General features: G+C 71.8%; 18 protein-coding genes. 13 read left to right on the top strand and 5 right to left on the bottom strand.

Features of this window, described 5'->3' with window-relative positions; translation table 11 throughout:
• Positions 1-51 precede the first annotated feature (51 nt).
• The 3 genes from ABEA33_RS07505 to cofD all read right to left on the bottom strand — a co-directional run bounded on the left by ABEA33_RS07505 (position 52) and on the right by cofD (position 2,853).
• Positions 52-807, bottom strand: a complete 756-nt coding sequence (locus ABEA33_RS07505; RefSeq protein WP_345526112.1) for a DUF3105 domain-containing protein — start codon at positions 805-807, stop codon at positions 52-54.
• A 73-nt stretch (positions 808-880) separates the two neighbouring features.
• Positions 881-1,843 carry a coenzyme F420-0:L-glutamate ligase gene (locus ABEA33_RS07510; protein WP_345526113.1) on the bottom strand — a complete coding sequence of 321 codons (963 nt, stop codon included), beginning with the start codon at positions 1,841-1,843 and terminating at the stop codon, positions 881-883.
• Complete coding sequence (cofD, locus tag ABEA33_RS07515; protein ID WP_345526114.1) at positions 1,840-2,853, bottom strand: 2-phospho-L-lactate transferase; 1,014 nt, start codon at positions 2,851-2,853, stop codon at positions 1,840-1,842. Before cofD ends, ABEA33_RS07510 begins: the two co-directional genes overlap by 4 nt.
• A gap of 192 nt (positions 2,854-3,045) precedes the next feature.
• Here cofD and ABEA33_RS07520 point away from each other — a divergent pair, with 192 nt between their 5' ends.
• The 3 genes from ABEA33_RS07520 (at position 3,046) to ABEA33_RS07530 (ending at position 7,721) form a co-directional block, all read left to right on the top strand.
• Entirely contained in the window at positions 3,046-3,336 is a 291-nt protein-coding gene (locus ABEA33_RS07520; protein ID WP_345175629.1) for a WhiB family transcriptional regulator, read from the top strand.
• 93 nt (positions 3,337-3,429) lie between these two features.
• On the top strand, positions 3,430-6,285 hold the full coding sequence (locus ABEA33_RS07525) for a glycosyltransferase (RefSeq protein WP_345526115.1): 2,856 nt from the start codon (positions 3,430-3,432) through the stop codon (positions 6,283-6,285).
• On the top strand, positions 6,282-7,721 hold the full coding sequence (locus ABEA33_RS07530; RefSeq protein WP_345526116.1) for a DUF5719 family protein: 1,440 nt from the start codon (positions 6,282-6,284) through the stop codon (positions 7,719-7,721). The genes ABEA33_RS07525 and ABEA33_RS07530 overlap by 4 nt, the downstream gene beginning before the upstream one ends.
• 28 nt (positions 7,722-7,749) lie before the next feature.
• On the opposite strand, the gene ABEA33_RS07535 is transcribed toward ABEA33_RS07530, so the two are convergent.
• Positions 7,750-8,199 (bottom strand): metallopeptidase family protein, encoded by a 450-nt coding sequence (locus ABEA33_RS07535; protein WP_345526117.1) that lies wholly within the window; start codon positions 8,197-8,199, stop codon positions 7,750-7,752.
• A 49-nt stretch (positions 8,200-8,248) separates the two neighbouring features.
• Here ABEA33_RS07535 and ABEA33_RS07540 point away from each other — a divergent pair, with 49 nt between their 5' ends.
• From ABEA33_RS07540 to ABEA33_RS07565, 6 genes are all read left to right on the top strand, one after another.
• Positions 8,249-8,608, top strand: a complete 360-nt coding sequence (locus tag ABEA33_RS07540) for a DUF3499 domain-containing protein (RefSeq protein WP_345526118.1) — start codon at positions 8,249-8,251, stop codon at positions 8,606-8,608.
• A 111-nt stretch (positions 8,609-8,719) separates the two neighbouring features.
• Positions 8,720-10,090 carry a phosphomannomutase/phosphoglucomutase gene (locus ABEA33_RS07545; protein WP_345526119.1) on the top strand — a complete coding sequence of 457 codons (1,371 nt, stop codon included), beginning with the start codon at positions 8,720-8,722 and terminating at the stop codon, positions 10,088-10,090.
• Complete coding sequence (locus tag ABEA33_RS07550) at positions 10,087-10,254, top strand: Trm112 family protein (protein ID WP_345526120.1); 168 nt, start codon at positions 10,087-10,089, stop codon at positions 10,252-10,254. The genes ABEA33_RS07545 and ABEA33_RS07550 overlap by 4 nt, the downstream gene beginning before the upstream one ends.
• Before the next feature lie 19 nt (positions 10,255-10,273).
• Positions 10,274-11,305, top strand: coding sequence for an SIS domain-containing protein (locus tag ABEA33_RS07555; protein WP_345526121.1), 1,032 nt, complete (start codon positions 10,274-10,276; stop codon positions 11,303-11,305).
• Positions 11,306-11,334: 29 nt separating this feature from the next.
• Positions 11,335-12,492, top strand: coding sequence for an acyltransferase family protein (locus ABEA33_RS07560; protein WP_345526122.1), 1,158 nt, complete (start codon positions 11,335-11,337; stop codon positions 12,490-12,492).
• 9 nt (positions 12,493-12,501) lie between these two features.
• The gene (locus tag ABEA33_RS07565; RefSeq protein ID WP_345526123.1) at positions 12,502-13,449 is read left to right on the top strand and encodes a DUF808 domain-containing protein; all 948 of its coding nucleotides are present in this window, start codon (positions 12,502-12,504) and stop codon (positions 13,447-13,449) included.
• A 471-nt stretch (positions 13,450-13,920) separates the two neighbouring features.
• On the opposite strand, the gene ABEA33_RS07570 is transcribed toward ABEA33_RS07565, so the two are convergent.
• A complete protein-coding gene (locus ABEA33_RS07570) occupies positions 13,921-14,148 on the bottom strand; it encodes a hypothetical protein (protein WP_345526124.1) in 228 nt (75 codons plus the stop codon).
• Between the two features lie 202 nt (positions 14,149-14,350).
• Between ABEA33_RS07570 and ahcY the strand changes: the two genes are divergently transcribed.
• From ahcY to ABEA33_RS07590, 4 genes are all read left to right on the top strand, one after another.
• On the top strand, positions 14,351-15,781 hold the full coding sequence (ahcY, locus tag ABEA33_RS07575) for an adenosylhomocysteinase (RefSeq protein ID WP_345526125.1): 1,431 nt from the start codon (positions 14,351-14,353) through the stop codon (positions 15,779-15,781).
• 189 nt (positions 15,782-15,970) lie between these two features.
• Entirely contained in the window at positions 15,971-16,705 is a 735-nt protein-coding gene (gene mtrA / locus ABEA33_RS07580) for an MtrAB system response regulator MtrA (protein WP_425577359.1), read from the top strand.
• A gap of 9 nt (positions 16,706-16,714) precedes the next feature.
• Positions 16,715-18,346 carry an MtrAB system histidine kinase MtrB gene (mtrB, locus tag ABEA33_RS07585; RefSeq protein WP_345526127.1) on the top strand — a complete coding sequence of 544 codons (1,632 nt, stop codon included), beginning with the start codon at positions 16,715-16,717 and terminating at the stop codon, positions 18,344-18,346.
• Positions 18,343-20,091, top strand: a complete 1,749-nt coding sequence (locus tag ABEA33_RS07590; protein WP_345526128.1) for an LpqB family beta-propeller domain-containing protein — start codon at positions 18,343-18,345, stop codon at positions 20,089-20,091. The genes mtrB and ABEA33_RS07590 overlap by 4 nt, the downstream gene beginning before the upstream one ends.
• Positions 20,092-20,095: the final 4 nt, after the last annotated feature.

A 20,095-nucleotide genomic window follows, 5' to 3' on the forward strand; every position in this document is an offset into this window, starting at 1 on the left:
TCCTCAACCTGGCACCCGGGTCTTACCCGAGCAAGCTCGGCTAAGGGGTGCTCACATGGCCGCGGGCTCGGGCGAGTCGGTGTAGGGGTACTCGTCCATGAACGTGCTCAGGGCCTCGCCGCTCACCCCGGAGCAGTACTGGAACACGCCGACCTGCTTCGTGGTGTCGGTCTCGCCGGTGCCGCCTGCCGACCAGTGCGTGAACGCGACGTGCTTGCCGTCGGGGATCTTGGCGCCGTTCTCGTCGTCGGACGTCCACGGCGCCGCGATGAACTTGTCGCGGAGGTCGTCGCTGCCGGAGAACTTGCGGGCAATCGCCTCGACGTCGTCGAGCGCCTTCGGGTCGTCGGCGATGGTGTCGTCGTACCAGAGGATCGTGTAGCCGTGCTCGAGGTTGTGCACGAGCGCCTCGAGGGGCGGGCGGTCGTCTGCGGTGTAGAACTTGCGCGAGAACGCTGCCGGGGCGACGCCCTGCTGGTTCCAGTGCGCGCCGAAGGCCGGCGGTGCGTCGGGGTAGTCGACCGGGGTGTTGACCGGCACGTGCTGCTGGTTGCCGTCGGCCGGCTTGGTCGTGATCTTCTCGCAGGACGACGCCGCGGACCCGATCTTGTCCAGCGCGACGCCGTCGAGCTTCGAGTCCTCACGCTTGTCGAGGAGGATCGGCACCACGGCTGCGGCGATGATGCCGAGCGCGGCCAGGACGCACACCGTCACGATCACGGTCCCGCGTCGCCGGTCGGCACTCTTCTGCTTCTTGCGCATCTCTTCGATGACCGCCTTGCGGTCGGTCTTGGCGGGCTTGGCCACGTCATGTTCCTCGGTCGTGCGGGGCGATGCGATCGCGATGGGTCGGGTCGACGGCAGAGTCTACGGGTGGGTGTCACACAGACGCAGGCCGTAGCCGCAGTTCGTTGGGGTGGTCGGTCGAGGTGACCGTCCAGCCGTACGCGAACGTCAGTGCGGTCAGCGGCCGGATCAAGCCGCGAGGGCAGGTCACCATGAGCGCCCCGTCGCTGGCCCCCGTGTGGGAGGGGACCAGACCGACCACGTCGCGGACGGCGGTGGTGAGCTCGGCCGGAGCGGCGGGCGCACCGAACGGTCGCTGGTCCGCAGGCGCCGCTCGCAGGGCGCGTACGACGGCCTCGCGCGCGCCGTATCCGAAGAGGTCGGCGCCGTCCGGGCGCACGAGCGAAACGGCGCCCCGGCCGTGCTCGCCGACCGGCAGCACCAGGTCGGCACGGCCGCGCACGACCGCGAACGGGCGGCCGCCGAGCTTGCCCGTGGCGAGCTCGGCGGCTCCGGCCAGCTCGTCCGCGACCGCCGGGAGGGTGACGGCGAGCTCGTTGCCGTGGGCGTCGGTCCGCCCGGCGTAGTCCTCGGCGACGACGAGACCGGCCGCACCGATGGCGATGTCGGTCTGGCCCTCGCGCCAGGCCCGGCCCGCGGTGTCGCTGACGATGACGGCCACGTTGACGCCGCCATGCTCGCGGATCCCGTCGCGCAGCTTGCGGGCCGAGTCGTCCGGGTCCGCCGGGAGCAGCACGATCTGGCCCTGCGGCACGTTGGAGTTGTCGATGCCCGCGGCGGCCATGGTCAGTCCCAGGTGGTTGCGGACGATGGTGGTCTCGCCGCGGCGTGCGACCACCCGCGCCGTCTCGCCGGGCAGCGCGTCCTCGCGGGTCCCGCGGCGAATCCGGCCCTCGGCCTTGCTGACCACCTTGCTGGTCACCACCAGCACGTCGCCGTCGGCGAGCGATGTCATCAGCAGCACGATCGCGACCAGGTCGTCGCCCGGCTCGACCTCAGGCGTGCCGTCGGGCGCCGTGATCTCGAGGCGACTCATCGGACGACCAGCTCCACCGCCGCCGCCGCCATCGCGGCCGTGGCGGCGGGGTCGATCATCATCAGCGGTACGGCGCGGCAGGGGAGTCCTCCGGCCTCGACCCGCGCCACCTGGTCGGCGTCGACCTGGTCCACGAGCCAGCCGTCGAGCACGCCGCCGTCGGCGCGCGACCCGTAGTGCAGCCCGACTCCGGCGGCGCTCACCTCGACCCCGATCGAGGTCAGCATCTGATCGGCCATGCCGCGCACGTGGGTGCCGCCGATGATCGGGGACAGGCCCACGACCGGCGCCTTCGTGGCGACGAGCGCCTCACGGACCCGGGGGACACCCAGGATCGTGCCGATCGAGACGACCGGGTTGGACGGCGGGACCACGACCAGGTCGGCGTCGGTGAGGGCGTCGATGACACCCGGGCCGGGGGACGACTCCTCGAGCCCGACGACGACCACGGTCTCCGCCGGGACCTGGGCGCGCAGCCGCACCCAGTACTCCTGGAAGTGCACGACCCGCCGTCCGCTCGGCGACTCGGGGTCGGCGATCGCGACGTGGGTCTCGACTCGGTCGTCGGTCATCGGCAGCAGGCGCACCGCGTCGCCGTACGCCGGCGTGAGCCAGCGCTGGCAGAGCGCGCTCGTCACGTCCGACAGCGGGTAGCCGGCGTCGAGCATCTGGGTGCGGACCAGGTGGGTCGCGATGTCGCGGTCGCCGAGGCCGAACCAGGTCGGCTCCACGCCGTACGCCGCGAGCTCGTCCTTGGTGCTCCACGTCTCCTCGCGCCGGCCCCACCCGCGGTCGGGATCGATGCCGTCGCCGAGCGTGTACATGACCGTGTCGAGGTCGGGGCAGACCTTCAGGCCGTGGACCCAGATGTCGTCGGCCGTGTTGGCGACGACGGTCACCCGGGCGTCCGTCGCCACGCCGGGCAGGAGGCCCTCGGCGATGCCGTGGAGGAGACCCTGGAGGAAGCGGGCGCCGCCCATGCCCCCCGACAGCACGGTGATGTTCTGCATGTAGATACCTTGCCGCACGACCGATGAGCGCCGAGCGCCGCCTCGACCTGTCTGGCGCGAGCGGGACGCCATAGCAGATGCGGGGTTGACTTTCGGGGTACGACAGGCATGTAATTCCCACAGTGTCGTTCACGTTTTCCACGCGGTGAGGCCGGACCAATCTTCCAGGGGCCGTGCTGCGGGACGACGCGGATGTGGGAGCAATACCGGGTCGAAAGGGCGAGTGCCGTGAGAGAACTTTTTCTCCTCGACGGGGACGCCGAGGAAGCGGGTTGGCAGGACCGTGCGCTGTGCGCACAGACTGACCCCGAAGCGTTCTTCCCTGAAAAGGGAGGATCCACGAGGGAGGCCAAGAAGGTCTGCCTCACGTGCGAGGTGCGCGACGAGTGCCTCGAGTCCGCGTTGATGAACGACGAGCGCTTCGGCATCTGGGGCGGTCTCTCCGAGCGGGAGCGTCGCAAGCTGAAGAAGCGCGCAGTCTGATCCACAGCTGAGACTGTCGAGAGCCAGAGCAGCGACGGAGAGGACCACCGCCGAATCCGGGCGGCCATCACCTGGCCGTTAGGGTTCGGGATCGTGGTTCCCTCCGTCGCTGCTCTGCTCGTCAGTCATGACGGCCGACGCTGGCTGCCCACGGTCATCGACGGGATCCGGGCGCAACGGGCGCCGCTGTCCACCGTGGTCGCCGTCGACACCGGCAGCAAGGACGACAGCGCCGACCTGCTCCAGACCGCGTTCGGCGACGTCCTGCGCGCACCCGGCTCGACCTCGTTCCCGGCCGCGGTCGAGCTCGGTCTCGAGCGGCTGCGGGACCGCGGCGAGGCGCCCGAGTGGATCTGGATCCTCCACGACGACGCGAACCCCGACCCCGGCGCCCTGGCCGCGCTCCTCGCCGCGGCGGCCGCCGACCCCGACGTCGACATCCTCGGCCCGAAGCTTCGCGAGTGGCCCTCGCTCAAGCGCCTCCTCGAGCTCGGCATCACCATCAGCGGCACCGGCCGCCGCGAGACGGGCCTGGAGCGCGGCGAGTACGATCAGGGCCAGCACGACGAAGTACGCCGGGTGCTCGCGGTCAACACCGCCGGCATGCTGGTGCGGCGGACCGTCCTGGAGGCGCTCGGCGGCTTCGACCCCCAGCTCCCGATCTTCGGCAACGACATCGACTTCGGGTGGCGCGCCGCGGCCGCCGGTCACGCGACCTCGGTGGTCCCCGACGCGGTCGTCTTCCACGCCGAGGCGGCACACCGCGGTGCCCGGCGTACGTCGCTGACGGGTCGGCACACCCACTACCAGGAGCGCCGCGCCGCCCTCTACACGCTGCTGGCGAACGCCCCCGGCCGGAAGCTGCCGTGGCTGGTGGTGCGCCTCGCCTTCGGCACGCTGCTGCGGATGCTCGGCTTCCTGGTCGTCCGGTCGGTGGGGGAGGCGCTCGACGAGCTCGCCGCCCTGCTGTCGCTCTACACCCACCCCGGCCAGGTCCGCGCTGCGCGCCAGGCGCGCCGTGAGCAGCCGCGGGCCGACCTGGACCGCGCCGGACCACTGCTCTCACCCTGGTGGGTGCCCTACCGACACGGGCTGGACTTCGTCGGTGACCTGGTGGCGGCCGCGACCAACCAGGCACAGGACGTCGCCGAGCGTCGGCGTGCCGCCGCGGCCGAGCGGGCGCCGGCGAGCTACGCCCCGCGGCCGAGCTCGGACGACGAGGACACGCTCGGCGCCGACACCGGCATCCTCGCCCGCTTCCTCACCAACCCGGTCGCCCTGCTGCTCACCCTCGTCGTGGTGGCCGCGCTGGTCGCCGCGCGCACGGCGTACGGCTCGATCGCCGGCGGCGACCTGTCCCCGGTCCCGGCCGGCGCCGGGGACTGGTGGCGGCTCCAGGTGGAGACCTGGCATCCGCTCGGCACCGGTACGGCGGTGCCGGCCCCGGCGTACGTCCTGCCGATGGCGCTGCTCGCGACCCTGCTCGGCGGCAGCACGTCGGCGGCGGTCTCGGTCGTCTTCGTCGCCGCGGTGCCGATCTCGCTGTGGGGCGCCTGGCGGTTCCTGCGGGTGGTCGGGCGTCTGGTCGTCTTCACCGGTGCCTCACGGTGGGTGCTGCTGTGGGGAGCGACGACGTGGAGCCTGGTCCCGGTCGTCTGCGGCGCCTGGGGCGGTGGCCGGCTGGGCCTCGTCGTCGTGTCCGCGATCCTGCCGTGGCTCGCGCACGCGGCGCTCGGCTTCGCCGACCCCGCCGCCGACCGGCGCTGGCGTGCCGCGTGGCGCGTCGGTCTGCTGCTGGCCCTCGCCGCGGCGTTCGCGCCGGTGCTGTGGGTGCTCGCCGCGGTCCTCGGCCTTGTCGTCGTCGCAGCGGCTGCCCTGGTGGTGCGCGGCGCGATCCGAGACCGTTCGGTCTGGGGCCCGCCCGCTGCCGCGATCGGCCTCGTGCCGCTCCTCCTCTCGCCATGGTGGATCCCCGCGATCCAGCGCTCGGCCGCCGAAGGCCTGCTGCTCGACACCGGCCGGCTGCCCACCCCGACCACCGACACGATCGACCTGATGAGCGGGCGGCTCGACGGGCTCGGCGCCCCGGTGTGGCTCGGCCTCGTGCTCGCCGTGCTCGCGCTCCTCGCCCTGCTCCCGCGCGCCACCCGGATCCCGGTGCTGGTCTGCTGGGTCGTCGCACTGGTCACCAGCGTGCTGGCCGCCGTGCTCGGCGCACTCTCGTTCGACCTGGCCGCCGTCACCGTCGACGCCGGTCTCGGCGTCCTCGTCGTGGTGCTCCAGGGCACGCTCGTCGTCGCGGCCGCCATCGGCGCGGTCGGACTCGGCGCTGAGCAGGTGCCGTGGCGCCGGGTCGTCGCGGGAGTCCTGTTGGTCGTGGCCGCCGCGGTGCCGATCGGCGGGTTCGCGTGGTGGCTCGGCTCTGAACCCGAGATCTCCGACGGGATCGACACCGACATCCCGGTCTACATGGTCCAGAGTTCCGAGGAGGGGCCGGAGCACGGGATCCTGGTGATCCGGGGCACCGTCGAGGACGGGCTGACCTACACGATCCGACGCGGCGACGGCGTCACCCTCGGTGAGGACGAGATCATCAACCACACCTTGGAGGACACCGACTTCAGTGCCGACGTCCGCGCGTTGGTGTCGCGGCCGACCACCGAGCTCGTCGACGCCCTCGGCGCCAGCGGCATCGAGTACGTCGTGCTGCCGTCGCCTGCCGACGGCGACGTGGCGGCGGTGCTCGACGCGACCACCGGCCTGGTGCAGGCCAGCGCCGAGGAGCGCACCACGCGAGCCTGGCAGGTCGACCGACCGCTCGATGCCGCGGCCCTGGAGGGGCCGGCATCGTGGCTGCGCATCCTCCTGCTGGTCGTGCAGGGTGTTGGCGTGGTGGTGGTCGCCGTGCTCTGCCTGCCGACGACCAACCCGAGGCGGTCCGCGCCATGAGCCAGTCCCGGCCGCAGCCCCCGACCCCCGGCAAGCGCGCCGGTCGGCGTACGGCGACGCGGCGCAATCGGGTCAACCTGACGACCGTGCTCGCGGTGCTGCTGCCGGTGCTCAGCGCGGCCGTGCTCCTGCTGGTGCGGCCGGACTCGCCGCCGGACCCGACGTACCCCCCGACCAGGACGACCCTGACCGCTGCGACGCTGATCTGCCCCGCGGGCCTCCCCGACTCACCCGAGGTCGCACTGACGACGGTGTCCGACGACGTCGACGATCAGGTCGCGGTCGGCCTGGGCGACGACCCGCAGGACGCCGACCTGGTGTCGGGCCGCGTCACCACCGTCGACGACGGCGACGCGCTCTCGGTCTCGGGCGAGGGCGACGCCGCTCCCGGCCTGGTCGCGGGACGGGCGAGCGACGGCGAGGAGGCGGTCTCCAGTTGCCTGTCGCCGGCCGCGGTCCGGTGGTTCACCGGCGTCGGCGCGGGCGCGAGCCACCGCTCGGTCCTCGAGCTCACCAACCCGGACTCCGGCACCGCCGTCGCCGACGTCACGGTCCTGGGTCGCGACGGCGTGGTCGACGCTCCCCGGCTGCGCGGCGTGTCCGTGCCGGGTGGCAGCAGCATCCGGCTCGACCTGAGCTCGCTGGTCCCACGGACCGACGAGCTCGCGCTCCAGGTGGTGACCGCTCGCGGCCGGATCGGCTCGACGCTGCTCGACCAGGTCGACCGGGTCGGCTCCGCCCCGGCCACCCGGGACTGGCTGTCTGGCCAGGCCGAGCCGGCCACGGACAACGTGCTGCTCGGGCTCGCTCCGGGATCCGGGCGCCGCACCCTGGCGATCGCGAACCCGGGCACCGACGAGGTCCGGGCCCGGCTCCGGGTGGTCGATACCGAGTCGGTCTTCGCGCCGGACGGCGTCGACGAGATCCGGGTCCCTCCGCAGAGCGTGGTGCGGGTGCCGGTCACGGCCGTCGTCGACCAGGCGGTCGCCGAGGGCGCGATCGGGGTCTCGGTGACCGCGTCCGGGCCGGTCACCGCGACCGTGCGCTCGGTGGTGCGCGGGGACCTGTCGGTCACGACCGGCGGCACGCCGATCGACGCGCAGGCGACCGTGCTCCTGCCCGAGCTGCCGGACCGAGGTGGCCAGGCGGCCACCCGCCGAGTCGTGCTCGGCGACGCCGCCACGGCCGGCACGGTGACGGTCGTGGCGCGCGCCGCGGACGGCTCGAAGCTCGAGGAGACGAGCATCGACGTCGTGCCCGACCGCGGCGCGGTCATCCGGGTGCCGGCCGCGACGCGTCAGCTCGACGTCACCCCGGCGCGGACCACGGTCACCGGCTCGGTGGTCACCAGCAGCCCGGGCGGTACGTCGGTCCTGTCGCTGACCGTCCCGCTGCGCAACGGCCTGGTCCCGCACGTGCGACCCGGATTGTCCTGAAGGCCTAGTGTCGCGCGCACCCGCGCCACTAGTCGCTCTCGTAGCGCGGATCGACGTCCTCGGCGTCGATGCCGAGCAGCTCGGCGATCTGCTCCACGACGATCGTCAGCAGCATCGCCTCGAGGTCGGTCCTGGTCTCGCAGCGGTGCTCGATCGGCCGGCGGAAGAGCACCAGCCGCGTCGGCGTCGCGCCGGTGCCGCGCACCAGGGACGACAGCGGCACGGTGCCGGACGTCCAGTCGTCGGGGATCTGCGGGGTGTCCTCCACGGCGTACTCGACGAGGCCGAGCCGGTCCTGCCAGCGCTGGTCGATCTCTGTGACGATGCCGAGCGCCAGATCGTCGAAGCGCTCGCGACCGGTGCGGCGCTCGGGTCGCCCCGGCACCGTCGGTGCGACCGCCGGACCCCGCATCCCGCGGCCACGCCGGTCCCTGATCCGCCGCCGGCCGAGACCACCCGACGTACCCGCGTCATCCACGCCGCGAGCCTAATCGGCGCGGTCGTCGTTCGGAGGTACCGTCTGCGACGTGAGTCCTGCCCGCCGCTGTTCGCGAACGGCCTGCGGTCGAGCCGCGGTCGCGACGTTGACCTACGTCTACGCGGACCAGACGGCGGTGCTCGGTCCGTTGGCCACCTACGCCGAGCCCCATGCCTACGACCTGTGCGCGGAGCACAGCGAGCGGCTCTCGGCACCCCGCGGCTGGGAGGTCCTCAGGCTCGCGCGCGACCCGGCCGCCGAGGGCCCGTCGAGCGACGACCTGCTCGCCCTCGCCGACGCGGTCCGCGAGGCCGGCCGCCCGGTCGCGCCGCTGCGGGTCGCTCCCGCGGAGGAGACCGGCCGCGAGACCACCAGGCGTGGACACCTGCGGGTCTTGTCGTCCGACTGAGCGGACCACCCGGTCTCGACACACGTCGATCGTCGCTTCGTTCCTCAGCCGCGCGACTCGCTCGACCACCATCAGTGAGGCCGCTGCCGCGTCCCCACTAGGCTCCGGGGCATGGCCGACACCCTCGACCCCGCGAACCTCCACGCCGTCTTCAAGGCGTACGACGTCCGCGGCACCGTCCCCGACCAGATCGACGAGGCCCTCGCCAGGGCGACCGGTCGCGCGTTCGCCCAGGTCGTCGGCGCCGAGACCGTGGTCGTCGGCCACGACATGCGCCCGAGCTCGCCCGGCATGGCCGGCGCGTTCGCCGAGGGCGCGAGCGAAGCCGGTGCCGACGTCGTCATGATCGGGCTGGCGTCGACCGACCAGCTCTACTTCGCCTCCGGGCACCTCGGACACCCCGGCGCGATGTTCACGGCCAGCCACAACCCGGCGCAGTACAACGGCATCAAGATGTGCCGTGCGTACGCGACCCCGGTCGGCATGGAGACCGGGCTGGCCGAGATCCGCGACTTGGTCGCCGAGCCCCGGCCGGTCGCCGGGCCGGCCGGCAGCATCAGCGAGCACGACGTCCTCGAGGCGTACGCGGCGCACCTGCTCAGCCTCGCCCCCGTCACGGGTCGGCGCCTGAAGGTCGTCGCCGACGCCGGCAACGGCATGGCCGGGCACACCGCGCCCGCCGTCTTCGGCCGCCTCGGCGACCAGGTCGACCTGGTCCCGATGTACTTCGAGCTCGACGGCAGCTTCCCCCACCACGAGGCCAACCCGATCGAGCCGGCCAACCTGGTCGACCTCCAGAAGCGGGTGCTCGCCGAGGGCGCCGACATCGGCCTGGCCTTCGACGGCGACGCCGACCGGTGCTTCATCGTCGACGAGCGGGGCGAGGCCGTGTCACCGTCGACGCTCACCGCGCTGATCGCCTCGCGGGAGCTCGCCAAGGAGCCCGGCGCGACCGTGATCCACAACCTGATCACCAGCCGCTCGGTGCCCGAGATCGTCCTCGAGCTCGGCGGCAAGCCGGTGCGCACCCGGGTCGGACACTCCTACATCAAGGCCACGATGGCCGAGACCGGCGCCATCTTCGGCGGCGAGCACAGCGGCCACTTCTACTTCCGCGACTTCTGGCGCGCCGACTCCGGCATGCTCGCCGCGCTGCACACGCTGGCCGCGCTCGCCGAGACCGACCGCCCGCTGTCGGCGCTGCTGGCGGAGTTCGACCGCTACGTGCTCAGCGGCGAGATCAACTCCGAGGTCGCCGACCAGGCCGCCGTGTCGGCCGAGATCGAGGCGACGTACGCCGCCCAGGACGGCGTCACGACCGACCTGCTGGACGGCCTCACCGTCAGCCACGCCGACTGGTCCTTCAACGTCCGACCGTCCAACACCGAGCCGCTGCTCCGACTCAACGCCGAGGGCCGCGACGAGGAGACCATGGTGCGCGTCCGCGACACCGTGCTCGCCCAGATCAGGAGTGACCGATGACCGACCTCGACCCCGCCCTCCTCGAGATCATCGTCTGCCCGGCCTGCCGTGCCGACCTCGCCGTCGTCGGGGACGAGCTGGTCTGCCAGGGCTGCGGACTCGCCTACCCCGTCCGCGACGGGATCCCGGTGCTCCTCGTCGACGAGGCCCGCAAGCCCTCCTGAGGGCCTGGGGAACTGCGCCATGGCCACCTGGTTCGACGAGTCGCGTCTCGACGACGCCGCGGTCCTCGAGGCCGACGACCACGTCCTCCGGCTGCTCGCTGAGTCCGGCGCGCGGGTGCGCCGTACGTCCGGCGAAGCTGCGGAGGCCACCGCCCAGGCGGTGGCGCGCGCGGAGGACCTCGGCCGGCCACGGGCCGTGATCGCCGCCGGACCCGACTCCCGGCTCCTGCGTGCGGTGCTCGAGCCGTGGTGCCCGGTGCCGTTCGTCGCCTGGCCTGCACCCGGACTCCCGGGGTGGGCCGGCAGCCTGGACCTCGTCGTCGTGCTCGCGCCCGACGGCGCCGACTCCGGCACCGCGTCCGCCGTCGCCGAGGCCGTACGCCGAGGCTGCCAGCTCGTGGTCGCCTGCCCGCCGACGTCCATGGTCGCCGAGCACGCGGCCGGACGCTGGAGCACCATCCTGCCGACGACCGCCCGCGACCAGCTGGCCACGGCCGTCGCGCTCCTCGAGTACCTCGACCGGGTCTCGCTCGGCCCGCGCGCGGACGCCGACCAGGTCGCCGAGGCGCTCGACGCAGTGGCGATCGCCTGTTCGCCGCACCGTGACCTCGCGGTCAACCCCGCCAAGATGCTCGCGATCGCGCTCGCCGACGCCAATCCGGTGGTCTGGGGCGGCTCGGTGCTGGCGGCGCGTGCCGCCCGACGGGTCGCGGAGTCGATCCGCCGCTCCACCGGTCGCACCGCTCTCGCCGGCGACGCCGAGCACCTCCTGCCCGTCATCGAGGCGGCCCGGCAGCGCAACGTCTTCGACGACCCGTTCGGCGACGACGCGGGGGAGCGGCGCCCGATGCTGCTGGTCCTCGACGACGGCTCCGAGGACGCCGTGGTGCGCGAGCAGCGCGGGCGGCTGCTCGCCGCGGCCGCCGAGCGCCGCGTTCGGGTGGAGACCGTCACGGCGGACGCACCCACCGAGGTGGCTCGCTACGCGTACCTGTCCCTCAGCGGTGCCTACGCTGCGGAGTACCTGAGAATCGGCTTCGTCGAGGACTGATCGCGGCAGACACCGGGTAGACCGGGGGTGTGCCGACTCCGACCTCGACGCCCGTGAAAGCCGCGCCCCCGAGCGGTCGCGACCCCTGGTTCGACAACGCCAAGATGCTCCTGGTGACGCTCGTCGTCGTCGGGCACTCGTGGGTCCTCCTCCCGAGCAACGCCGTCACCGACCACTTCTACGACTTCCTCTACGCCTGGCACGTGCCGGCGTTCGTATTCGTGACCGGCTATCTCTCGCGCACGTTCGTCTACAGCAAGGTGCGGCTGTGGCAGCTCTTCCGCACCGTCGTGGTGCCGTACGTGCTCTTCGAGTGCGCCCTGGCCCTCTTCCGGGTCTACGTCGGCGGGGAGGACCTACAGAACCTCTTCCAGGACCCGCACTGGCCGATGTGGTACCTCGCCGCGATGTTCTTCTGGCGCCTGCTCACCCCGATCTTCCGGCCCATGTGGGGCGGGCTCGTCGTGGCGGTCGGCATCAGCCTCGTGGCCGGCCTGTACGCCGGCAACACCCTCGACTTGGCGCGGGTCCTCGGCCTGCTGCCCTTCTTCGTGATGGGTCTCAAGGCGACCCCCGAGCGGCTCGAGCTGCTCCGCCGTACGCCGTCTCAGGTGGCTGCTGTCGGTGTCCTGGTCGGCATCTGGATCCTCACCACGTGGACCGACGTCTGGGCGAGCACCGAGTGGCTCTACTACCGGTCGCGCTACGACGAGATGGGGTACGCCGACGACGTACGCGCCCTGCTGACCCGGACCCTCGTGCTCGCGATCGGCACGCTCGGGGCGTGGGCGTTCTTCGCCCTCGTGCCGCGCGTCGGTGGCTGGTTCGCCCGGATGGGCGCCGCGACGCTGGTCGTCTACCTGTTCCACGGGTTCGTGGTGAAGGGCGCCGGCTACGCGGGCTGGGGCGACTGGGCCGACCACCACGGGGTCATGGCGTTCGGAGTGACCACGGCTGCGGCGGTCCTGCTGTCCCTGGCGCTCGCGTGGCACCCGGTGTCGTCGCGGCTCAACCACCTCGTCGACCCCCTCGGCTACGGCGAGCACTACCTCAAGCACGCCGTCGCCCTCACGGCGGCCAAGGACCAGGTGCAGCCGGACGTCCAGGCGGAGATCGAGGCCGGCGTGGACGCCGGGCTGCACCACCGGGCGGCCTCCGCCGTCGGGGAGCACACCGCAGCCCGCTAGCCTTCCCCCATGGCTGGAGGGCTCTTCGCACTGCTCGACGACGTGGCCGCCCTCGCCCGGCTGGCCGCCGCGTCGATCGACGACGTCGGCGCGGCCGCGGGCCGAGCCACCACCAAGGCCGCCGGGGTCGTCGTCGACGACACGGCCGTCACGCCGCAGTACGTCCACGGCGTGACCGCCGACCGCGAGCTCCCGATGATCAAGCGGATCACGATCGGGTCTCTGCGCAACAAGCTGGTCATCATCCTGCCGATCGCACTGCTGCTGAGCCAGTTCCTGCCCGGGCTGCTCACCCCGATCCTGATGGTCGGCGGTGGCTACCTCTGCTACGAGGGCTTCGAGAAGGTCTGGGCCCGAGTCCGCGGCCACGACCACCACCCGGTGCCGGTCGGTGCCGTGGGCGAGGACGCCGAGAAGGCGATGGTGGCGGGCGCGATCCGGACCGACCTCATCCTCTCCGCCGAGATCATGGTGATCGCGCTCAACGAGGTCGCCGACGAACCGTTCCTCAGCCGCCTGGTGATCCTGCTGGTCGTCGCCATCGCCATCACGATCGCGGTGTACGGCGTGGTCGCGATCATCGTGAAGCTCGACGACATCGGACTGCTCCTCACCCAGCGCTCCTCGGGCTTCGGTGCCAAGATCGGCCACGGCCTCCTCGTCGGCACGCCCAAGCTGCTCGCCACGATCTCCGTCGTCGGCATCGCCGCGATGCTCTGGGTCGGCGGTCACATCGAGCTCGTCGGTCTCGACGAGCTCGGCTGGCACGCGCCGTACGAGTTCGTCCACCACCTCGAGCACGAGGTCCACCACGCCATCGGTGGGACCCTCGGCAGCATTGCCGGCTGGCTCACCAACACCTTCGCGTCCGCCGTCTTCGGCCTGGTCGTCGGTGCGCTGATCCTCGGCGTGCTGCACCTGATCCCGCGGCGTACCAAGGCCGACGCGGCGCACTGAGCGGCGCCGGGTGCTCACCCGTTGGCGAAGGCCAGGACGAAGCCGCCCCCTGAGGCGTGACCTGGATGGTCGGGTCGCCGTCCTGGGCCACCAGGATCGGCCGCCCCACGCCGTCGCCGCCGTGGCGTACGACGCGGCCTCGTAGCGGGCCTTGGTCATGCGGGAACGTCGGGGACGCGAGCCCGACCTGCGTGGAGGTCTCACCAGGGCCGGCCAGGTGGGCGCCGCGAGAGCACCGGATCGAACAGCGGGTGCGGCACGGCGCGTTCAGGCCACAGTTGTAGTGCTGGAAGGTGTAGGCGACCTTCGAGCCGTCGGGCGACATCGCCATCTTGCTGATGGCGCCCCCGATCGGCTTCCCGATGGCGTTCTCGAGGTCCGGCGGGTCGAAGCTGTTCAGGACCGTGCCCCACTGGTCCATGCGGTAGACGACGGGTCCGCGCGCCGCAACGACCGTCGCGGCGCAACACACTAGATCCAAGGCTCTGCAACCGACCCGTTGGTGGTGAGGCGGCGCTCGCCGGAGCCGTCCGGGAGGGCGACGTACACGTCGTAGCCCTTGATGTGGACGATCGTGCCCGGGCCGGTGGGTGACGCACCGACCGCCGGCTCCGTCGCGGTGACGGTGGTCAGGAGGGCAGCAAGCAGGAGCAGGGTGATCAGTGCGCTCCCGCGTCGGAGGGAGGTGTGACGTGGCATGACGACAGGCTCCTGCTCCGGGCGTCCCGGGCATCAGGGCCGGCTGTACCGACATTCCGGGTGTTCGGGGCGGGACGGGTCTGGGCGGGTCGTGTGTCGAGCGGCCTCGTGCAGGGTGTGCCGAGGATTCTCGTGTTGGGTGCGACGCGTTCTAACCTCGGATCCCCGGCAGCATCCCCTCGCCAGACCCCAGGAGCAGACGATGGACTTCAAGGTCGCCGACCTCAGCCTGGCCGACTTCGGCCGCACCGAGATCCAGCTCGCCGAGCACGAGATGCCCGGCCTGATGGCAATGCGCGAGCGCTACGGCGCCGAGAAGCCGCTCGCCGGCGCTCGCATCGCAGGCTCGCTGCACATGACCATCCAGACCGCTGTCCTCATCGAGACGCTGGTCGCGCTGGGCGCCGAGGTGCGCTGGGCGTCGTGCAACATCTTCTCGACGCAGGACCACGCGGCTGCCGCGATCGCGGTCGGCCCGAACGGCACTCCCGAGGACCCGCAGGGCGTCCCGGTCTTCGCCTGGAAGGGCGAGACGCTGGAGGAGTACTGGTGGTGCACCCAGCAGATCCTCAACTGGCCCGGCGACACGTTCGCCAACATGATCCTCGACGACGGTGGCGACGCCACGATGCTCGTCCACCTCGGTGTCGATGCCGAGAAGTCGGGTCAGGCGCCGGACCCCGCCACGGCCAAGAGCCACGAGCAGAAGATCGTCTTCGACGTCCTCAACGCCTCGCTCGCCGAGAGCACCGACCGCTACACCAAGGTCGCGGCCGAGCTCAAGGGCGTCACCGAGGAGACCACCACCGGCGTGCTGCGCCTCTACGACATGATGAAGGAAGGCTCGCTGCTCTTCCCGGCCATCAACGTCAACGACTCCGTCACCAAGTCGAAGTTCGACAACAAGTACGGCTGCCGTCACTCGCTGATCGACGGCATCAACCGTGCCACCGACGTCCTCATCGGCGGCAAGGTCGCGGTCGTCTGCGGCTACGGCGACGTCGGCAAGGGCTGTGCCGAGTCGCTGCGTGGCCAGGGCGCGCGCGTCATCGTCACCGAGATCGACCCGATCTGCGCGCTACAGGCGGCGATGGACGGATACCAGGTCTCGACCCTCGACGACGTGCTCGACGTCGCCGACATCATCATCACGGCGACCGGCAACAAGGACGTCGTCACCGTCGAGCAGATGTCGCAGATGAAGCACAACGCGATTCTCGGCAACATCGGCCACTTCGACAACGAGATCGACATGGCCGGCCTCGAGACCTTCGAGGGCGTCACGCGCAAGAACGTGAAGCCGCAGGTCGACGTGTGGACGTTCCCGAGCGGGAACGCGATCATCGTGCTCTCCGAGGGTCGGCTGATGAACCTCGGCAACGCGACGGGCCACCCGTCGTTCGTGATGTCGAACTCCTTCACCAACCAGGTGCTCGCGCAGATCGAGATCTTCACCAAGCCCGAGGCCTACCCGGTCGGCGTCTACGTGCTGCCCAAGCACCTCGACGAGGAGGTCGCCCGGCTGCACCTGGACGCGCTCGGCGTGAAGCTGACGACCCTGAGCGACGAGCAGGCGAAGTACCTCGGCGTCGACGTCGCGGGTCCGTACAAGTCGGACCAGTACAGATACTGATGAGCTGCCCCGGCCTGAGCTCGCGAAGGCCGGGACCCAGCAGCCAGGTCGAGTAGCCGCGCGAGCGAGGAACGAGCTCGCGACCTGCGTATCGAGGCCCGGTGAGCCGCGAGTCGGCGACCGGGTCTCGATACGCCGCGCTCGCCCTCGCGCGGCAACTCGACCAACGAGATGGACCCGGCTGTCATGATGGACGACATGAGCGAGCCCGCCGGAGCGCCCTCCGGCCCACCGAACGACCAGTCGACCAAGGGTCGGATCCTGGTCGTCGACGACGACGCGTCGTTGGCGGAGATGCTCACGATCGTCCTGCGCCAGGAGGGCTTCGAGAGCCGGATGGTCACCCGGGGCGACGAGGCGGTCGAGGCGTTCCGGTCGTACCGTCCCGACCTGGTGCTGCTCGACCTGATGCTGCCCGGCAAGGACGGCATCGACGTGTGCAAGGAGATCCGCGCCGAGTCCGGCGTCCCCATCGTGATGCTCACGGCCAAGGGCGACACCGTCGACGTCGTCGTCGGGCTGGAGTCCGGTGCGGACGACTACGTCGTCAAGCCGTTCAAGCCCAAGGAGCTGGTCGCCCGCATCCGCGCCCGCATCCGCCGCTTCGACGAGCCGACGCAGGAGAGCCTGACGATCGGCGACCTGTCGATCGACGTCGCCGGCCACGCCGTGGTCCGCGCGGGCGTGCCGATCAGCCTGACGCCGCTGGAGTTCGACCTGCTCGTGTGCCTGGCCCGCAAACCCTGGCAGGTCTTCACCCGCGAGGTGCTCCTCGAGCAGGTCTGGGGCTACCGGCACGCCGCCGACACCCGTCTGGTCAACGTGCACGTCCAGCGGCTGCGTTCCAAGGTCGAGCACGACCCGGAGAACCCCGAGATCGTCGTCACCGTCCGTGGCGTCGGCTACAAGGCCGGGACGGCCTGAGGTCCGGCCATGCTGCACCTGCGCCCGCGCGGGACGCGCTGGGTTCCTGAGCCGGTACGCCGGGCCCTGACGTTCTGGCGTCGATCCATCCAGGCGCGTGTCGTGGTGAGCACGGTGCTGCTGTCGGTGGCCGTCATCGGCGTCGTGGGCTGGTACCAGCTCCAGCAGGTGCGAGACGGGCTGCTCGACCACCGCGTCGAGGCCGTCGTCGCCGAGGTCAACGACGAGACCGCCGAGACCCGGGACCGCCTCGAGGCGGTGCTCGGCACCGACACCGATGTCGCCAGCCAGAAGTCCGATGTGGTCGACCCGATCATCCAGCGCGGGGCCACCCGCGGCTTCTACGTGGTGCTGGCCGGCCCGACCGGGCCGGGCGGGCGGATCGCCGACGGCGGTGTGAACTCCAGCCCGCTGCTCGATACGAGCAGCGTCCCGATCTCCCTCGAAGAGCACTTCGACGACGAGGCGTCGACCGCCTGGACGTACACGACGATCCGCACCACCGACGCCGAGGGCGTCACCACCTCCTCTCGCGGGATCGTCGTGGGCTCGCAGGTGTTGCTGCCGGCAGACGCGCGCACCTACACGCTCTACTACCTCTTCCCGCTCGACGAGCAGGAGGAGACGATGGCGCTGGTCACCCGCGCCCTGCTCACCGCCGCGGTGCTGCTCGTCGTGCTGGTCGCCGGGACGACCTGGCTGGTGACCCGTCAGGTGGTCACCCCGATCCGGATGGCCCGCCGGGTCGCGGAGCGGCTCGCCGCCGGCCAGCTCCAGGAGCGGCTGCGCGTCTCCGGGGAGGACGACCTGGCCCGCCTCGCGACGTCGTTCAACCAGATGGCGAGCAACCTCCAGCGCCAGATCCGCCAGCTCGAGGAGCTCAGCCGGGTCCAGCGCCGCTTCGTCTCCGACGTCTCGCACGAGCTGCGGACCCCGCTGACGACGGTACGGATGGCAGGCGACGTCCTCCACGACGCCCGCGCCGACTTCGACCCGACGACCGCGCGCGCCGCCGAGCTGCTCCAGACGGAGCTGGACCGCTTTGAGACGCTCCTGGTCGACCTGCTGGAGATCAGTCGGTTCGACGCCGGCGCCGCCGTGCTCGAGCTCGACGACATCAACCTCATCGACGTCGCCCACCGCATCGTCGACGCCGCCCGCCCGTTGGCCCGCCAGCGCAACGTCGAGGTCGTCGTGCAGGCGCCCGACCATCCGTGCCTGGCGGAGGCCGACGTACGCCGGGTCGAACGGGTCGTGCGCAACCTGGTCACGAACGCGATCGACCACACCGGCAGCCAACGAGCCGGAGGCGACATCGTCGTACTGGTCGCGGGCGACGACCACGCGGCGGCGATCGCCGTCCGCGACTACGGCATCGGGCTGGCGCCGGGGGAGGCCGCCATGGTGTTCAACCGGTTCTGGCGCGCGGACCCCGCTCGCGCTCGCACCAGCGGCGGCACCGGACTCGGTCTCTCGATCTCGCTCGAGGACACCCACCTGCACGGTGGGTGGCTGCAGGCATGGGGACGTCCCGGCGAGGGCGCCCAGTTCCGGCTGACCCTGCCCCGCCGAGCCGGCGGCGTGCTCCGACACAGCCCGCTGCCCCTCGTGCCCACCGACGTCACGGAGCCCGTCACATGACCCGCACCCGGCGCGGGCCACTCACCAGCGTGGCGGTCCTGGTGGCCGCCGTTCTGCTCGCGGGCTGTGTGTCCATGCCCGACTCGGGGCCGGTGGTGGAGACCCAGTCCCAGGGGGGCGTCTCCCTCGACCAGGGCCCCTTCATCAGCCCCAAGCCACCGAGGGAGGGGGACACCCGCGCCGACATCGTGCGCGGCTTCCTGGCGGCGATGCAGGCGACCCCGATCCAGACCAACACTGCCCGCGAGTTCCTCACGAAGGACGCCGCCGCTGCCTGGTCCCCCGACGGGACGATCACGTACGCCGACTCCCCGCGGGTGGCGGAGACGGCGGCCGGGGTGTCGGTGACGCTGGCCAACCCTGACCGCCTCGACGCCCAGGGTGCCTGGCAGGGGCCGCTGCCGAAGTCGCAGCGCACCATCGGCTTCCCGATGGCCTTCGAGGACGGTGAGTGGCGCATCGACGAGGCCCCCGACGCGCTGATCGTCCCCGAGACCTGGTTCGCCCGGCGCTTCCGACAGGTCTCCCTCTACTTCTTCGACCCGACGGTCGGGACGCTCGCCCCGGAGCCCGTGTACGTCCCGATCGGCAAGCAGTTGGCGAGTGCTCTGACACAGGCGCTGCTCCTGGGGCCGAGCGACGGCCTCGACCGGGTCGTCAGGACGTTCCTCCCGCCCGGCCTGACGATCGCCCCGTCCGTCCCCATCTCCCAGGGCGTCGCCGAGATCGCGCTGAAGGGGGATGGTGCCCAGATGTCGGCCGAGTCGATCGAGCTGATGATGGCGCAGCTGGCATGGACCCTGCGCCAGGACACTCGTATCGAGGCGCTCCGCGTGTCGATCAACGGCGACGCCGTACCCCTTCCGGGCGGGGTCAGCGTCTATCGGGTCGACGGCGGTGCGGAGTTCGACCCCGCAGGTCTCCAGGCGAGCCCGCTGGTCTACGGGCTGCAGGACGGACTGCTCTCGTCTGGGGCCGGTGGCACGCTCGCGCCTGTCAGCGGACCGCTCGGCACGACCGACCTCGGACTGCGCAGCGTGGGCGTCAGCCTGACTGCTGACCTGGCCGCCGGGGTGTCTTCGGACGGACAACGCGTCGTCGTCGGACCGGTGACCGGCAGTGACGGCAACGAGGCTCGCGACGTCGTGACCGGTGGGCGCGACCTGCTCAAGCCGGCCTGGGACTTCTTCGACCGGATGTGGCTCGTCGACCGCACCGCCGACGGTGCCGAGGTGTCGTGGGTCATGGACGACAAGCGTCACGTCCTCGACATCCCGGGCATCTCCAGGACGCAGGTGCGCAGCTTCGTGGTCTCCCGCGACGGCACCCGCCTGGTCGCCGTGGTCCGCCGAGAGGCCGGCGACGAGCTGGTCGTCAGCCGGATCGCCCACAGCCGGAGCGGGCGGGTGCTCTGGGCCACGCCGGCGCGGTCGATCTCCGAGGCCCCTGACGGCGACCTCCCGGTGCGGGCGATCGCGTGGCGCGGCACGACGAGCCTGGCGATCCTCAGCCCGTTCACCGGCGCCGGGTCGCTGGCCCAGCTGCAGGCCGCCTCCATCGACGGCTCACCGGCCTCCGACAGCTCGACGACGGTCGGCGGCGGGCTGCGGGCTCTGCTCGGCTCGCCCGCCTCCGACGAGCCGCTCTACGGCTTCAACCGGAAGGTGCTCGTCAACCTCTCTGCGAACCCCCGCCGGATCGTGCCGATCACCGAGGGTACGACCGGCTTCACGTACGTCGGCTGACCGC

The organism is Nocardioides endophyticus (genome assembly GCF_039543845.1).
Lineage (GTDB): Bacteria > Actinomycetota > Actinomycetes > Propionibacteriales > Nocardioidaceae > Nocardioides > Nocardioides endophyticus.

What these genes read in the sequence shown, in the direction of transcription:
- ABEA33_RS07545 (WP_345526119.1), top strand. Translation starts at nt 8,720, where the DNA reads ATGGCCGACACCCTCGACCCCGCGAACCTCCACGCCGTCTTCAAGGCG.
- ABEA33_RS07530 (WP_345526116.1), top strand. Translation starts at nt 6,282, where the DNA reads ATGAGCCAGTCCCGGCCGCAGCCCCCGACCCCCGGCAAGCGCGCCGGT.
- ABEA33_RS07565 (WP_345526123.1), top strand. Translation starts at nt 12,502, where the DNA reads ATGGCTGGAGGGCTCTTCGCACTGCTCGACGACGTGGCCGCCCTCGCC.
- ABEA33_RS07510 (WP_345526113.1), bottom strand. Translation starts at nt 1,843, where the DNA reads ATGAGTCGCCTCGAGATCACGGCGCCCGACGGCACGCCTGAGGTCGAG.
- ABEA33_RS07590 (WP_345526128.1), top strand. Translation starts at nt 18,343, where the DNA reads ATGACCCGCACCCGGCGCGGGCCACTCACCAGCGTGGCGGTCCTGGTG.
- ahcY (WP_345526125.1), top strand. Translation starts at nt 14,351, where the DNA reads ATGGACTTCAAGGTCGCCGACCTCAGCCTGGCCGACTTCGGCCGCACC.
- mtrA (WP_425577359.1), top strand. Translation starts at nt 15,971, where the DNA reads ATGGACGACATGAGCGAGCCCGCCGGAGCGCCCTCCGGCCCACCGAAC.
- mtrB (WP_345526127.1), top strand. Translation starts at nt 16,715, where the DNA reads ATGCTGCACCTGCGCCCGCGCGGGACGCGCTGGGTTCCTGAGCCGGTA.
- ABEA33_RS07570 (WP_345526124.1), bottom strand. Translation starts at nt 14,148, where the DNA reads ATGCCACGTCACACCTCCCTCCGACGCGGGAGCGCACTGATCACCCTG.
- ABEA33_RS07555 (WP_345526121.1), top strand. Translation starts at nt 10,274, where the DNA reads ATGGCCACCTGGTTCGACGAGTCGCGTCTCGACGACGCCGCGGTCCTC.
- ABEA33_RS07520 (WP_345175629.1), top strand. Translation starts at nt 3,046, where the DNA reads ATGTGGGAGCAATACCGGGTCGAAAGGGCGAGTGCCGTGAGAGAACTT.
- cofD (WP_345526114.1), bottom strand. Translation starts at nt 2,853, where the DNA reads ATGCAGAACATCACCGTGCTGTCGGGGGGCATGGGCGGCGCCCGCTTC.
- ABEA33_RS07550 (WP_345526120.1), top strand. Translation starts at nt 10,087, where the DNA reads ATGACCGACCTCGACCCCGCCCTCCTCGAGATCATCGTCTGCCCGGCC.